This window comes from Mesorhizobium sp. B2-4-15 (assembly GCF_006658505.1).
Lineage (GTDB): Bacteria > Pseudomonadota > Alphaproteobacteria > Rhizobiales > Rhizobiaceae > Mesorhizobium.
The window spans coordinates 171698-186222 of the sequence record NZ_VFUZ01000009.1; the positions used below are offsets into that span (position 1 = coordinate 171698).

At 62.0% G+C, this 14525-nt stretch carries 15 protein-coding genes and 1 pseudogene; 13 read left to right on the plus strand and 3 right to left on the minus strand.

Annotated features, from left to right (window positions below; all coding sequences use genetic code 11):
* The first annotated feature begins 12 nt into the window (after nucleotides 1-12).
* From FJ930_RS13530 to FJ930_RS13575, 11 genes and pseudogenes are all read left to right on the plus strand, one after another.
* Nucleotides 13-1164, plus strand: coding sequence for a sialidase family protein (locus tag FJ930_RS13530; protein ID WP_181763371.1), 1152 nt, complete (start codon nucleotides 13-15; stop codon nucleotides 1162-1164).
* Nucleotides 1151-2254 (plus strand): ABC transporter ATP-binding protein, encoded by a 1104-nt coding sequence (locus tag FJ930_RS13535; protein ID WP_141838224.1) that lies wholly within the window; start codon nucleotides 1151-1153, stop codon nucleotides 2252-2254. The genes FJ930_RS13530 and FJ930_RS13535 overlap by 14 nt, the downstream gene beginning before the upstream one ends.
* Nucleotides 2255-2395: 141 nt before the next feature.
* On the plus strand, nucleotides 2396-3316 hold the full coding sequence (locus tag FJ930_RS13540) for a dihydrodipicolinate synthase family protein (RefSeq protein ID WP_246676905.1): 921 nt from the start codon (nucleotides 2396-2398) through the stop codon (nucleotides 3314-3316).
* Between the two features lie 51 nt (nucleotides 3317-3367).
* Nucleotides 3368-4366, plus strand: a complete 999-nt coding sequence (locus FJ930_RS13545) for an ABC transporter substrate-binding protein (RefSeq protein ID WP_141838228.1) — start codon at nucleotides 3368-3370, stop codon at nucleotides 4364-4366.
* Nucleotides 4367-4430: 64 nt separating this feature from the next.
* Nucleotides 4431-5198: an ABC transporter ATP-binding protein gene (locus FJ930_RS13550; RefSeq protein WP_141838230.1), complete on the plus strand. Its 768-nt coding sequence runs from the start codon at nucleotides 4431-4433 to the stop codon at nucleotides 5196-5198.
* Between the two features lie 49 nt (nucleotides 5199-5247).
* Nucleotides 5248-5991, plus strand: a complete 744-nt coding sequence (locus FJ930_RS13555; protein WP_141838232.1) for an ABC transporter permease — start codon at nucleotides 5248-5250, stop codon at nucleotides 5989-5991.
* Between the two features lie 29 nt (nucleotides 5992-6020).
* A complete protein-coding gene (locus FJ930_RS13560; RefSeq protein WP_141838234.1) occupies nucleotides 6021-7526 on the plus strand; it encodes an aldehyde dehydrogenase in 1506 nt (501 codons plus the stop codon).
* Entirely contained in the window at nucleotides 7523-8434 is a 912-nt protein-coding gene (locus FJ930_RS13565) for a D-2-hydroxyacid dehydrogenase (RefSeq protein ID WP_141838236.1), read from the plus strand. The genes FJ930_RS13560 and FJ930_RS13565 overlap by 4 nt, the downstream gene beginning before the upstream one ends.
* A complete protein-coding gene (locus FJ930_RS13570) occupies nucleotides 8434-9633 on the plus strand; it encodes a mandelate racemase/muconate lactonizing enzyme family protein (protein WP_141838238.1) in 1200 nt (399 codons plus the stop codon). Before FJ930_RS13565 ends, FJ930_RS13570 begins: the two co-directional genes overlap by 1 nt.
* Before the next feature lie 257 nt (nucleotides 9634-9890).
* A pseudogene (locus tag FJ930_RS30470) lies at nucleotides 9891-10033 on the plus strand (IS110 family transposase); the annotation flags it as partial.
* A gap of 337 nt (nucleotides 10034-10370) precedes the next feature.
* Nucleotides 10371-10832, plus strand: coding sequence for a phasin (locus FJ930_RS13575; RefSeq protein WP_141838240.1), 462 nt, complete (start codon nucleotides 10371-10373; stop codon nucleotides 10830-10832).
* 364 nt (nucleotides 10833-11196) lie between these two features.
* On the opposite strand, the gene FJ930_RS30095 is transcribed toward FJ930_RS13575, so the two are convergent.
* From FJ930_RS30095 to FJ930_RS13590, 3 genes are all read right to left on the minus strand, one after another.
* Nucleotides 11197-11334, minus strand: coding sequence for a hypothetical protein (locus tag FJ930_RS30095; protein WP_181763373.1), 138 nt, complete (start codon nucleotides 11332-11334; stop codon nucleotides 11197-11199).
* A 222-nt stretch (nucleotides 11335-11556) separates the two neighbouring features.
* Entirely contained in the window at nucleotides 11557-11835 is a 279-nt protein-coding gene (locus FJ930_RS13585) for an usg protein (protein WP_140746116.1), read from the minus strand.
* 13 nt (nucleotides 11836-11848) lie between these two features.
* On the minus strand, nucleotides 11849-12196 hold the full coding sequence (locus FJ930_RS13590) for a hypothetical protein (protein WP_246676906.1): 348 nt from the start codon (nucleotides 12194-12196) through the stop codon (nucleotides 11849-11851).
* A gap of 325 nt (nucleotides 12197-12521) precedes the next feature.
* Between FJ930_RS13590 and groES the strand changes: the two genes are divergently transcribed.
* A complete protein-coding gene (groES, locus tag FJ930_RS13595; RefSeq protein WP_141838242.1) occupies nucleotides 12522-12836 on the plus strand; it encodes a co-chaperone GroES in 315 nt (104 codons plus the stop codon).
* A gap of 57 nt (nucleotides 12837-12893) precedes the next feature.
* Entirely contained in the window at nucleotides 12894-14522 is a 1629-nt protein-coding gene (groL, locus tag FJ930_RS13600; protein ID WP_141838244.1) for a chaperonin GroEL, read from the plus strand.
* Nucleotides 14523-14525 lie beyond the last annotated feature (3 nt).

Genomic DNA, 14525 nt, shown 5'->3' on the forward strand with positions numbered 1-14525 from the left:
CCAAGACGGTCGATGGATCACCAAACGATCCATCGCGATCCGCATGCCTATAGCGCGCATCCGCATCTCGCGGTTGCCGCCAACGACAACTGGCTGCTGGTCTTCACGCAGTCTCGTCGCCGCGCCGGGGTGCTGCATCCGCCGCAGGATCCGCTGTACCGCAACATGCTGATGCGCTCGGCGGACGAAGGCAGAAGCTGGTCGGCGCCTTCCGTCGTGCCCGGTTTCGGCTGGCAAGGCGTGGAATGCGCCGGGCTGACCCCATTGCGGTCCGGCGTGGTGTTGTTGAACCAGTGGCGGTTCGACTGGCACACGCTGGCTTACGCGGAGGCAAACCTCGCCCGCGACTGCTACAAGCGGCCCGAGGAACTGGTCGGGGCGAACGCCATGGCTGCCGAACTCGCTGATTGGACGCCCGAAAAAGCGACCATCGCCGAGCGCTATCCCTGGGCACGCGGCGGCGGCGAAACCTGGATGCATCGTTCGCACGACGGCGGCAAGACCTTCACCGCGTCGACACGCATCGACACGGCGCCGTTCAGTGGCGGATACGGCATGCGTGGCGGCGTCGATCTCGCCGACGAGATCGTGCTGCCGCTTTGCGACGTGCCGAACTATGCCGCGGTTTTCACCGTGCGGTCGAGCGATGGCGGCGAAAGCTGGTCAAAGCCGCGACTTGTCGCGGCGGGCGAAGGCCATGAGTTCGAGGAACCGGCGCCGCTGTTGCTGCGCGGCGGCCGCATCGTCATGCTGCTGCGCGACAATCTCACCCGCGTCCTGCATGTCGTCTCATCCACCGACGCGGGACATTCCTGGAGCGCACCGTCGCCGACGGGAATCCACGACTATCCGGCCGACATGGTTGAACTCGCCGATGGCCGCATCGCCTGCGTCGCCGGCCGGCGCCGTGAGCCGTTCGGCATCACGCTCTACATGTCCAATGACCAGGGAAACAGCTGGAATCCGGCGCGCTCCCATGCGGTGCGCTCGGGTCTGCCCAACCGGGATCTCGGCTATCCGTCGCTCGCACTGCGCGAAGATGGCAGTCTGTTCATCGTCTACTACGCACAGGATAGCGAAGGCGTGACGGGCATCCATGCCAGCGTCCTCGTGCCCGATGCTGAGGGCTGGCGCCAGGAAGGACCATCCCATGGCCAAGGTTGAACTTTCGGGCGTCAGCAAGAAGTACGGCGAAAAGGCGGTCATCCATGGTGTCGATCTCACCGTGGAGCATGGCGAATTCCTGGTCTTCATCGGACCGTCGGGCTGCGGAAAATCAACGCTGCTGCGCATGATCTGCGGGCTTGAACCGATCAGTGCCGGAATGGTTGTGATTGGCGGCAAGCCGATGCGCGGCGTGCCGCCGGCAAAGCGCGGCGTGGCGATGGTGTTCCAGAGCTATGCGCTCTACCCGCACAAGACGGTCGCCGAGAATATGGCGTTCTCGCTGCTGATGCAGGGCATGCCGAAGGCCGAGCGCGACCGGCGCGTCGCGGTCGTTGCCGAAACGCTTCAACTTGGACCGCTGCTTGGCCGGCTTCCCAAGGAGCTTTCGGGAGGGCAGCGGCAGCGCGTGGCGATAGGCCGGGCGATCGTGCGTGAACCGGAGGTCTTCCTGTTCGACGAACCGCTGTCGAACCTTGACGCCGAGTTGCGCGTGCAGATGAGGCTCGAGCTTGCCAAGCTGCATCGAAGCCTGGGCGCCACGATGATCTATGTCACGCACGATCAGACCGAGGCCATGACGCTTGCCGACCGGATTGTCGTGCTCCGGGACGGCGTGATCGAGCAGTTTGGAACCCCGACAGAGATCTACGACGCGCCCTGCAACCGCTTCGTGGCCGGCTTCATGGGTTCGCCCAAGATGAGCTTCCTCGAGGCCTTCATCGAGCGCGTGGAAGGCACACGGCTGATGCTTCAGATCGCCGGGACGACCGGCGGCGGCGTGGAACTCGAGTTAGAGCGCCCCACAGCGCTGACGGGCGGCGTGGTGGTCGGCTTGCGGCCGGAACATTTCAATGCGCGCCGAGCAGCCGGCCCCCGGTTGTTGGCCGATGTCGAGTTCGTCGAACGGCTTGGCGGGGAGAGTTTCCTGCATGCGCCCGCGCATCCGGCTGGCGCATTGGTCATGCGCCAGAGCGACGAGAACGACAGAGGCTCCGGTGCGGGCAAATACGAGATCGGCGTGAACTGGCGCAAGGCGCATCTGTTCGCGCGGGACGGAGGAGCAATTCCGCTTAAACGAGAGCCTTAGATCCAGCTGCTGTCAATCCAGAAGCCTGGAGAGGCCGCGGTCAACGCGAACGAACAGTGGCGAGCAGCGCGACCTACGGCCTGCACAAGGGAGATGACTTTGGACTTCGAAAAATTGAAATCACGCCTCGCGGGTTGCTACGTGACGATACCCACGGCATTCGAGGACAGCACCGGCTTTCCGGTTAGTCATCAGGCGATCAGGGCCTATGTGCGCTTCCTGATCGAAAATGGCCTTAACACTGAATATGCCACGCTGCTGGCTGGCGGGGCGGCGGGCGACTTTTCGACGATGTCGTTCGAGGAGCGGATCGGCGTCGGCGAAACCGTTGTCGACGAAGCACTGGGGCGTGTTCCCCTGGCCTTCGGCGGGCAATCGACCAGCACGCTGGAACTGGTGCGGCTGGCCCAGGCGGCGCAGTCGATGGAGTTTGATTTCCTGCAGGTCTCGTGCCCGTTCTACTTCACCCACACGGAAGCCGATTTCGAGGAGTTCGTCGTGGCTGCGGCAAAGGCGGCGCCCCGCATCGGCATCATTGTCTACAATACGTTCTGGACGTCGACGAGCCTGTCATTCGGCATGATCGACCGCCTTGCCAAGATCGACAATGTCGTCGGGCTGAAATGGGCGACGCCGCGAACGGACGCCATGGAGTTCGAGGACGTCACGTCCAATTTCTCCAAGCGCTTCACCATCATCGACAACAATCTGTTCTTTCCCTACTCGGCGATGCCGTCTCTGGGCGCGCAAGCCTTCGAGGTGCATCTGTGCAACTACTGGCCGGAATGGGGAATAAAGCTGATCGACGAGGTCAAGGCGCAGAACTACACCGAGATCGCGCGCATGATGGTGGAGGAGGCCATGCCGTTCTATAAGCTATGGGTCGAGATCGAGAAAGGCTACACGAGCGGTGACGGCTATCTCGACAAATTGTGCATGGAATTGATCGGACTGCCGTCGAGCCGCTGCCGCCCGCCGACGCGTGACATTCGCCAGAACTATCGTGCCAGGACACTTGACATGATGCGGGCCGCGGGCGTGCCACGCCTCGTGGCCAATTAGAAAAACATAGGGAACATAACAAGAAGCGACAAACCAAAAGGAGCGACTGCTATGACCAATTTGAAGAATTTGATGCTCGGAGCCGTGGCAACCACGATGTTGCTCGTCAGCGCCGCCAAAGCCGACGACGATGTGAAGTTACGCCTCAACTGGATGTATTACGGCTCCCATGCCGGCTTCGCCCTCGGCAAGGTGAAGGGTTTCTACAAGGATGCCGGAATCAATCTCGATATCCGTTCAGGCAACGGTTCGGGCTCCGCTCATCGCCTGGTCGCAAACGGCGACAGCGATTTTTCCTATGGCTCGTGCGGATCGATGGTGAACCTCGCCTCGCAAGGTGCCGCGCTGATCTCGGTCGCGGTGATCGATGCGATGGGATCGGATGCGATATTGGTTCGTCCCGACGCTGCCATCACCAAGATATCCGACCTCAAGGGCAAGAAGCTGCTCACCACATCCAATGCCGGCGTCAACACGTTCTTTCCGATCGTCCTGTCCACGGCCGGCCTTGCGCCTTCCGACATCACGCTCACCAACGTGCCTGATGGCGCGCTCGTATCAAGCTATCTGCAAGGTGCCGGCGACGCGGTGGGCATGCTTGGCGGCATCGACGACAAGCCGGCCGAGATCAAGAAGAACGGCGGAGCCGCGCCGGTAGTCTTTCCTTATTCGAGCTATGGAGTGAACCAGATCGGATATTGCATCGTGGCTCGCAAGGAGATGGTGGAGAAAAACCCGGACCTCGTGAAACGGTTCGTGCAGGCGACCATCAAGTCATACAAGGCGGCCGCGGCTAATCCTGATGCCGCGATCGCGGCAATCGGCGACATCGTCGGCGGAACGATGAACGAGGATGAGGGAAAAGCGCAGGCCCGCGCCGTGCTCGATGTGACGCTCAGCCTTCTCTATTCGGCCGCGAACAAGGACAAGACGCTCGGCCTCAACGTGCCCTCCGATTGGGAAAGCATGGTGACCCTCATGAAGAAGTACAATGATCTCGACCCCAAGGTCGCGGCCACGCAGTTCTACACCAACGACTTCGTCAAGTAATCGGCGGACCGGAGTGGCTTGCCGTCACTCCGGTCCTCGCGCCGTGCAGTAACAGATTGGACCGATGAATCCGCTTATCGAACTTGAGGGCGTGCAGAAAGTGTTCGGATCAGGCCCCGGCGCCCTGCACGCGTTCGGACCGGTCGACCTAAAGGTCGAGAAGGGTGAGTTCGTCTCGCTGCTCGGGCCGTCTGGATGCGGCAAATCCACCCTCATGCTCATGATTGCCGGACTGCTCAACCCTACGAGAGGGCGCATCGCCATCGACGGGCGCACCGTCGCCGGACCGCAGACCGACATCGGCATAATGTTCCAGGACAACACGCTGGTGCCGTGGCGCACCGTGCGAGGAAACATCGAGCTGCAGCTGGAACTGCGAGGCCTGTCGCTGGCCGACCATCGCGCCAGCGTGGACGAATTGCTTGTTTCTGTCCACCTCCAGGATTTCCAACGACGCTACCCGCACGAGCTCTCCGGCGGGATGCAGCAGCGTGCCGCGTTCTGCCAGGCATTGGTGCATCAGCCCGCGACCATGCTGCTCGACGAGCCGCTCGGCAAGCTCGACGCCATGACCCGGGAAGCAATCCGCACCGACCTGCAGGCGCTGTGGATGCAACGCCATCCCACAGTTGTGTTCGTCACCCACTCGATCGAGGAGGCTATCCAGCTCTCGACCCACGTCGCCATCATCACGCCGCGCCCCGGACGCATCGAACGCATAATTTCCGTCGATCTGCCCTATCCGCGCGATTTCGAGGTCAAGAGCAGCCCGCGATTCATTGGCTACGTCCGGCAGGCACAGGAGATATTTCGCGGCTATGGCGTCCTCTGATCGACACCCGTCACCGGAGCGCGCCGCCCGCTGGATTGCGCGGTCCTGGATGTCCATCGCCTTCTTCGCGGCATTCTTCCTGATCTGGCAATATGCAACGGTCTGGTTCGAAATCCCCCGCTACATCCTCACGCCTCCCTCGGTCATCGTCATGAAGGGCTGGGCGGATATCGACAGGCTGCTCTACTACACCTGGATCACCGGCGTGGAGGTGCTGCTAGGCTACGGGGTGGCGGTCATTCTGGCGCTACCGCTTGGCCTCGCCATCGCATTCTCATCTGTCCTGCGCCGCACGATCTATCCGTTTTTCGTCTGCGTCGAAATGGTGCCCAAGATCGCGTTCGCGCCGCTCTTCATCTCGTGGCTGGGTTTTGGCCTGCTGCCAAAAGTCATCATCGTCTTTCTGGTCTGTTTCTTTCCCATCGTGCTCAACGCCATTCTCGCGTTCAGTTCGCTTAGCGAGGAGCTGTCGCGCTTCAGCGTCTCGACCGGCGCGGGCGTATGGCGCACCTTCGTCAAGGTCCGGCTGCCGGCCGCGCTGCCGCAATGCTTCGTCGGCTTCAAATACGCCGCAATCAACGCGACGGTCGGCGCCGCCATCGCGGAGTTCATCGGCTCGGACCAGGGGCTCGGCTTCTACATCCAGATCGTCACCGGCAACATGCGTCCAGACCTTGCCTTCGCGGGCATCTTTTTCCTGACAGTCCTGGGCCTCGCTCTATTCGGCGTGGTGACGCTCGCCGAACGCCTTCTCATTCCCTGGCACATCTCGGTGCGGCGCCAGTCACACTGAACTCTCAACGCATCCGACGGAGACAAGACGTGACCCTGAGCAAAGACAGCGCCCATGCGATCGCTTCGAAGCTGGCCCCGAACGGTCTCGCCTTCATCGATGGCAAGTTCACCGCGGCGGCCAATGGTGCGACATTCGATACCACCAGCTCGGCCACCGGCCAGGTCATTGCAGCTGTGGCGCACTGCGGCGGCACCGATGTCGATCGCGCCGTCAGGGCTGCCCGCAGATCCTTCGACGACGGTGCCTGGTCGCGGGCGGCTCCCGAGTTTCGAAAGGAAGCGCTGTTGCGGCTCGCCGACCTCGTACGCGCCCATGCCGACGAGCTCGTCGTCCTCGAAAGCATCGATAGCGGCAAAACCGTCACCGACTGTGCCAACGAGATCGGGCGCGAGGTTCCGAACTTCTTCCAGTGGTATGGCGAACTCGCCGACAAGTCATTCGGCAAGGTCGCACCCACGGGTGAGAATGCACTGGCGCTTATCGTTAAGGAGCCTGCCGGCGTCGTCGGCCTGGTCCTGCCATGGAATTTCCCGCTGCTGATGGCGGCCTGGAAGATGGCGCCCGCGCTCGCCGCCGGCTGCTCCGTCCTGGTGAAGCCCGCCGAGCAGACGCCATTATCCGTCCTGCGCCTTGCCGAACTGGCACAGCAAGCCGGGATCCCCGATGGTGTGATCAACGTCTTGCCCGGCCTCGGCGAAACCACGGGTCAGGCGATCGGCCGTCACCCCGATATCGACATCGTCTCGTTTACCGGGTCGACCGAGGTTGGCGGCTATTTCCTGCGCTATGCCGGCGAAAGCAATCTCAAGGTGATTGGCCTGGAGATGGGCGGCAAAAGCCCGTTCATCGTACTCGATGATGCCGATCTCACTGACGACCTGATCGAGCATGCCGCTATGTCAGCGTTCTGGAATGGCGGACAGAACTGTTCCGCGAACATGCGGCAGCTCATCGACCGCAGCTTGGCCGAGGAGTTCGCGCACCGCGTCACCCTCCGCGCCAAGGCATTCCGTGTCGGCGATCCACTCGATCCCGCCACCAACATCGGCGCCATGGTCACCGCCGAACACCAGACGCGTGTGATGGGCTACATTGAGCGCGGATCGGCCGAAGGCGCCCGCTTGCTGACCGGCGGCGGCAAGACAGGGCCAGGCTGCTTCATCGAGCCCGCTGTGTTTGCCGACATGACGCCCACGATGAGCATTGCCCGCGAGGAGATCTTTGGCCCTGTCCTGGGCATCCTACCCGTGGCCGGAATGGAGATGGCGCTACGGATCGCGCGCGACACCGACTACGGCTTGCACGCGACCGTGTTCACCAAGGACATCGACCGCGCCATCCATATGGCGCGGCGGTTGCCTTGCGGGACGGTCTCGGTCAACGGCTTTTCTGAAGGCGACGTCAAGACACCCTTCGGCGGCTACAAGCGTTCCGGCTCGCTGGCGCGCGACAATGGCACCGAGGCCATGGACCAGTATCTGCAGACAAAGACGATCTGGATCAGCACCAAGATTCCAGCGGCATCCCGATGATGGAGATCGGCGTCTGCGGTGTATTTTCGGACGATCAGGTGGCGAGGCTGAGGCAAGGCGCCGCTGATCTTCCCGTCAGGCTGGTGGCGGCGCATGAGCCATGCGATTGCGCCATCGTGTTTGGCAATCCGGAACCGGAAATGGTCGCGGGCAATACGAAACTGCGTTGGATGCAGCTCGAATCGGTGGGTTTCGGCGAGTATGCCGGGCTCGACCTCGCGCGCAGCCATGGTGATATTGTGGTCACGAACCTTGCCGGCTTCTTCGCCGATCCGGTCGCCGAATCCGCGCTTGCAGGGATACTCGCACTCTACCGAGGCATTGACCGGCTTGTCGGGCTTCAGGCGCAGAAGCGTTGGGTCGGCGACCCGATCCGGACCGGGCTCAGGGTCCTGCGTGGAGCGCGCGTCGTGCTGTTCGGCTACGGCGCGATTAACCAGCGGCTGGCGGACCTGCTGGCACCCTTTGGGTGCGCTATCACGCCGATCACGCGCGCCGGCGGGCTGGAAGCGCTCGACAGCGCAATTGCCGACGCTGATCTTGTCGTCTGCACTGCGCCTTCCACCCCTGCCACCGCGGGGCTGTTCGGTGTCGCCCGTCTTGCAATGATGCGCCGGGGCACGGTCTTCTGCAATTTCGGGCGCGGGTCGATCCTGGATGAGGATGCACTTGCCGACGCGTTGGAGACAGGCCGGCTGGGAGGCGCGGTGATCGATGTCACTCGCGATGAGCCTTTGCCCGCGCAACACAGATTCTGGACCTGCCCGAACATCATCCTCACGCAGCATTCCGGCGGTGGCACCATGGACGAGCTTGACCGCAAGATCGATGTCTTCCTGGCGAACCTCGGGCGGTTTCGTGCCGGTGCGCCGCTCGAAGGCATCGTCAATTTCTCAAGAGGATACTGATGGCCAAGATCACCAATATTCGCTGCGTCCTGCTGTCGTCGCCCTACGCCGACGCCGACGATCCGGAAATAAAGGAATGCTTTGCCAACGGTCCCAAGCGCACCATCGGCATGGTCGAGGTCACGCTGGACAACGGCGTGACCGGGCTTGGCGAAGGTTATCTCGCGGTCTTCGCGCCATTGGTGTTCCAATCGATCGTCGACCTTTGCCGTCCGCAGGTGCTGGGGCGCGATGGCTTCGACATTGACCGTCGGGTCAAGGACCTTCGCAGTCTGTGCGACTACTGGTCTCTTCAAGGGGCGGCCCGCCACGTCATCGCGGCATTCGAGATCGCGTTGCAGGATGCCAAGGCCAAGAGCCTGGGCATTCCGGTCTACACACTCCTGGGCGGCGCGCGGGCCTCGTCCATTCAGATTTACGGCTCGGGCGGTTGTTGCGACGCCAAGAGCCAATTCCTTCGCGAGATGGACATGCTGAATTCGCTCGGCATCGAGATCTACAAGATCCGCTCGGTCAAGCGTGACATCCTGCGCACTGCCTGGGTGCTTGAGGAGGCCGGACGGCGCGGCATCAAAGTGGGTGTCGACATGTGCCAGAACCTTGCCGATCCGCCGCAGGCGGTCGACGACGTGGTCGCCTTCGTCACGGCCGTTCACGCCATCACCGACCAGCGCATGGTGTTCGTCGAGGAGGCGCTCGGCCCCGATCAACCCGACGCCTTTCGCGAATTGCGCGGGCGAATTGACGTTCCGGTCTGCGGTGGCGAGATCGTCACCACGCCGAAGGAGATGATCGAGCGGATCAACGCCGACGTCTATGATTTCGTCCAGCCCGACGCATCCGTCATGGGTGGAATTTCGGCGGTAATGGAGGTGTTTGAGGCAGCCAAGGCCAAGGGCACCGGCGTTGTGGTGCACGCCTGGGGCGGGGCGGCTGCGATCATGGCGAGCTACCACGCGGCCTTCGCAGCCGGCGGTACCCTGGTCGAATACCCGATGCTCGACTTTCCGCTAGGCGCCGAGATGATCGGCGACCAGGGCCGTATAGAGAACGGAAGGCTGATCCGCCCAACCGCGCCAGGGCTCGGCCTAACGCTCACCCCGGAGATGGAAGCGCGTTATCCGTTTGACGAGACCGCCGTCTATTCCTGTGTACTGACCGACTGGGGCCCTCCCCCGGACAGCTACTGGCAGGACTGACGGTAAATTCGGTCGCGGATGTTGGTCGAAACCGACGTTTTGCGGCAACGCGATAAGCCGCGATCAGCGCTGCCCCGATCTGAGTTACGGAACTGCGGTAGCCAATCCGCGGATAAGAGCTCGATCAACCGTCGTCTCTTGGCCTATTCGTCCCGGTGCTGCCCATCAACGGCAACAGACCTGTGGCAATGACATGGGACGAACAAGTCTGCGCATCACTTTGGATCACGGTGATAAGAGGGTCACAACACTAGAAGATCATCGCGCGCAGTGATCCATGCCGCCGCTGCATGGCGAACCCTGGGGTCGGCCCGGTGACGGCGCTCTCCTTCATGACGGCGATCGACAAGACTTCCCTTCCCGCGGCTTGCCTGTCGTCGCGGCCTGCTTCGGGCTTACTTTGCATCGTGGCCAGTGGGGCGCTTGGCATGCACGGGCGATTGGTCGCGGAGGACCGCTAAATCGTGAGACCCACTATCGAGCAAACTCTCTTCTATTTTCGGCGACGTTCAGCGAAAGCGCGAACGTCGCCAATCAAGACAGCCTGCCCTCCGCAAAGGCAGGGCACAAGTTCGAACCTTGTGGGTGCCACGTCTCATGCGATGGCCCTGCCTTCAGCGCTTAGTTACCGCAAGGGAAGAAATTCATAGTGCAGCGCACAAAAGCATTGCTATCGGTTCGAGCGGGTTTCATAAATTGAGGAGGCGTTTTGGGGCTGCCCACGGAAGGATGGAACCATGTCCACGGCTGAAAAGACCCCTGATAATATCGAAGGCGCCGCGTTGCCGACCTTTGACCCGTCCAAGGCTGCGGCTGAGTTCCGCGCTGCAGCTGAAAGAGGCGTCGAACAGTCAAAAGAAGTTCTTGCCAGGTTCAAGGCGGGCTCTGAAGACGCCCAGAACGCTCTCGAGTCGAGCTTCGAAACGGCCAAAGCCGTTGGCGGCGATGTGTCGCTGAAGACAATTGCTGTTCTGCGCGCCAATACTGAAGCCGCCTTCTCGCACTTTGAAGCCCTGCTTGCCGTTAAGTCGCCGTCCGAATTCATTGACCTGCAAATCGCCTTTGTCCGCAAGCAGGTTGAAACGGCCGTCGAGCAGGCCAAGGAACTCCAAGCCGTCACGACCAAAGCCGTCGAGGACGTATCCAAGCCGGTCAAGTCCGCCTTCGAGAAGGCTTTGAAGGGGCTTAAGGCGGCCTGACTGCCTCACGCGATGGGAGACGAAGACCGGCTCTTCGCGCCGGCCGGTCTTCGTCCATTTTCCCCCGAAGCGTGGCGAAGCAAAGGAACTCTGTCGCCTAAGCAGTGAGCTTTATCAGTTGCCGTGGTAACCCGATCGACCCTCCCAGGATCGAGAGGAAGGAAGTGGACAGCAAGGACGCGACCGTGTTGCCGACCTGACGGTGGCTTTCACCCGGCTGGGGCAGGCTCGTTTCCATCCCAACGAGCCCGCCGAGTCCAAGCGTCAGGCCGTCTATAACGCCATCAAGGCTCTTGAGGCGGCAAGAAACCGACCTCACACTGACGGTCCGGCATAATCGCGTCACGCCGTCACAGGAACGTCCTCAGGCGGCCTGCTTCTCGGCTTCGATCTTGTTTGTCGTGCCCTTGGGCATCGCCTTGGCGGCTGCGATCTCGATGAGGATCCGATCGAAGTCGATGCTCGACCGGAACAGGGGACCGAAGTCAAACGTGGTTCTCATAGCTATATCCTCCCTTGAGCAACAATATACGAGGAACGCCAAGGAAGCGGCGCCCCTTGACCTTGCCGGTCTCTCAAGCACCGGCCTGGGGATTCCGAGCCTGGACGCCTAGGCCCGGCGGAAGCCATCGTCAAGGTCGTGAAAAGCCGCCATCCTCGCCTGCCTGCAGCAGGCACGCGATGATGATTTGCGGGCGCCCTTGGCGCGCCGCCGGGGTGATCTTCAATTGATCGCGATGATCCCGTCGACGGCCCGCCATTCGGATGGCCCGATAAGCCCATGGTGGGCGACGCGCACAGAGTGCAAGCCACCCTCCAGCTCGCGTTCCCAAAAGCCCAGGAAGTCCCTCAGCGCGGGGAAATCCGGGGCGACATCGTAGTCCTGCCAGACGTAAAGCTGCAGCAGGTTCGGATGGTCGGGCAGATAGTAGTGGATTTCGGCAGTGGTCAAGCCGTAGCCATTCATCTGCAAGCGGAATTCCCTGCTGACCGCGCTCGCCATCGCCTTCCGCGCCTCACGCGCTCAGACGGTCGAACAGCTGCCGGTGGTCGTCATCGGCGGGGCTGCGAGGCGGCGGGGCAGCGGTATCCAGCCGACGCAACGCATCCATGATGTCGTCGAAGCAAACCGGCCGCTCGGTGCCCGGTGGTTGGCGCAGCGCTGGCATCGATTCCACGGCGCAAGCGTCGGATGCCCAGGACGAAAGGATCGCCCGCTTATCCAATAGGTCGAGCGAGCCGTCTTCCAGCACGTCCTGCGGGTGCTGAAAATGGCTGGCCGGCGACAGCAGCCGGTCGAGCGAAAGATCTGATATTTCGCGAGTCAGGGAAGGAATAATCGGCGAAAGCGTCTGTCGGTTCATTTCTGTCCTCCGTATCCAAAAACTCCTTGTTTGGCTTGTCTCAGCGGTCCCGGCGGTGCCGGGCGCCGATTAATCTTGTTCAGCTCAATAGCGAATTCAAGCCTCTCATTTGGTTCGCACGATCGAATTTACCGCATGTTTTCAGCGGGCTAGCACTCGACGGTCGAGAGTGCTAAAAATTTTGCGGCGCCCCTTGAAAGTAGAAGAAGGCAAAATTAACTCGACATGCGCGCGATGCCGAAAGGGTCGCGCGAGGCCCGCTCCGGTCCTGCCGGTCCGGAGCGGAGGAGCTTCTCGCAATCTGTTTGTCCTGAAGGAGAACGATATGACGTTCCGTCCACTGCACGACCGTATCCTGGTCCGCCGCATCGAGGCCGAGGAGAAGACGGCCGGCGGCATCATCATCCCCGACACTGCCAAGGAAAAGCCGCAGGAAGGCGAAGTCATCGCTGTCGGTCCGGGCGCCCGCGACGACAGCGGCAAGCTCGTGCCCCTCGACGTCAACGTCGGCGACCGTATCCTGTTCGGCAAGTGGTCCGGCACCGAGATCAAGCTCAACGGTGAAGACCTCATCATCATGAAGGAAAGCGACGTGATGGGCGTGATCGAGCAGACCGCGCAAGTAAAGAAGGCCGCCTGAGGGCTTCTCGGAATCCAACCAGTCAATGAAAGCTGCCTAGAGTGAAGGAGTGATCCAATGGCTGCCAAAGAAGTCAAATTCCATTCCGACGCCCGTGAGCGCATGCTGCGCGGTGTCAACATCCTCGCCGACGCGGTGAAGGTCACGCTCGGCCCCAAGGGCCGCAACGTCGTCATCGACAAATCGTTCGGCGCCCCGCGCATCACCAAGGACGGCGTCACCGTCGCCAAGGAAATCGAACTTGAGGACAAGTTCGAGAACATGGGCGCCCAGATGGTCCGCGAAGTCGCTTCGAAGACCAGCGACATCGCCGGCGACGGCACCACGACGGCCACCGTGCTTGCCCAGGCGATCGTGCGCGAAGGCGCGAAGGCTGTCGCCTCGGGCATGAACCCGATGGATCTGAAGCGCGGCATCGACAAGGCGGTCGATGCGGTGGTCGAGGAACTCAAGAGGAACGCCCGCAAGGTCACCAAGAACGACGAGATCGCCCAGGTCGGCACCATCTCGGCCAATGGGGATGCGGAGATCGGCCGCTTCCTTGCCGAGGCGATGCAGAAGGTCGGCAATGAGGGCGTGATCACCGTCGAGGAGGCCAAGACCGCCGAGACCGAGCTTGAAGTCGTCGAAGGCATGCAGTTCGATCGCGGATATCTCTCGCCCTATTTCATCACCAATCAGGACAAGATGCGTGTCGAGCTCGACGAGCCATATGTCCTGGTTCACGAGAAGAAGCTGTCAAACCTCCAGGCTCTGCTGCCCGTACTCGAAGCCGTGGTCCAGTCAGGTAAACCTCTGCTGATCATCGCCGAGGATGTCGAGGGCGAGGCGCTGGCGACGCTCGTCGTTAACAAGCTACGCGGCGGGCTGAAGGTGGCGGCCGTCAAGGCCCCCGGTTTCGGCGACCGCCGCAAGGCCATGTTGGAGGACATTGCGATCCTCACCGGTGGCACCGCGATATCGGAAGACCTCGGCATCAAGCTTGAGAATGTAACGCTGCAGATGCTGGGAGGCGCCAAGAAGGTTGTGATCGAGAAAGAGAGCACGACCATCGTTGACGGCGTCGGCCGCAAGGAAGAAATCCAAGGCCGCGTTGCCCAGATCAAGACGCAGATCGAGGAAACGACATCGGACTATGACCGCGAAAAGCTGCAGGAGCGCTTAGCCAAGCTTGGCGGCGGCGTCGCGGTAATCCGCGTTGGCGGCTCGACCGAAGTCGAGGTCAAGGAGCGCAAGGACCGCGTCGACGATGCCCTTCACGCCACCAGGGCCGCCGTCGAGGAAGGCGTGCTGCCCGGTGGCGGTGTCGCACTGCTTCGGGCCGCGAAGGCGCTCGACCTTGTGCAGACCGACAACCCGGACCAGAAAACCGGCGTCGAGATCGTGCGTCGCGCGATCGAAACGCCGGTTCGGCAGATCGCCGAGAATGCCGGCGCCGAGGGCTCAATTATCGTCGGAAAGCTGCGCGAAAGGAGCGAGTTCGGCTGGGGTTGGAATGCCCAGACCAACGAATTTGGCGATCTCTACGGCCAAGGCGTGATCGATCCGGCCAAGGTGGTGCGCGCGGCCCTTCAGGACGCTGCCTCCGTAGCCGGCCTGCTGGTCACCACGGAAGCGATGGTGGCCGAAAAGCCGAAGAAGGAAACCGCCCCGGCCATGCCGGCGGGCGCCGGCATGGACTTCTGAGAC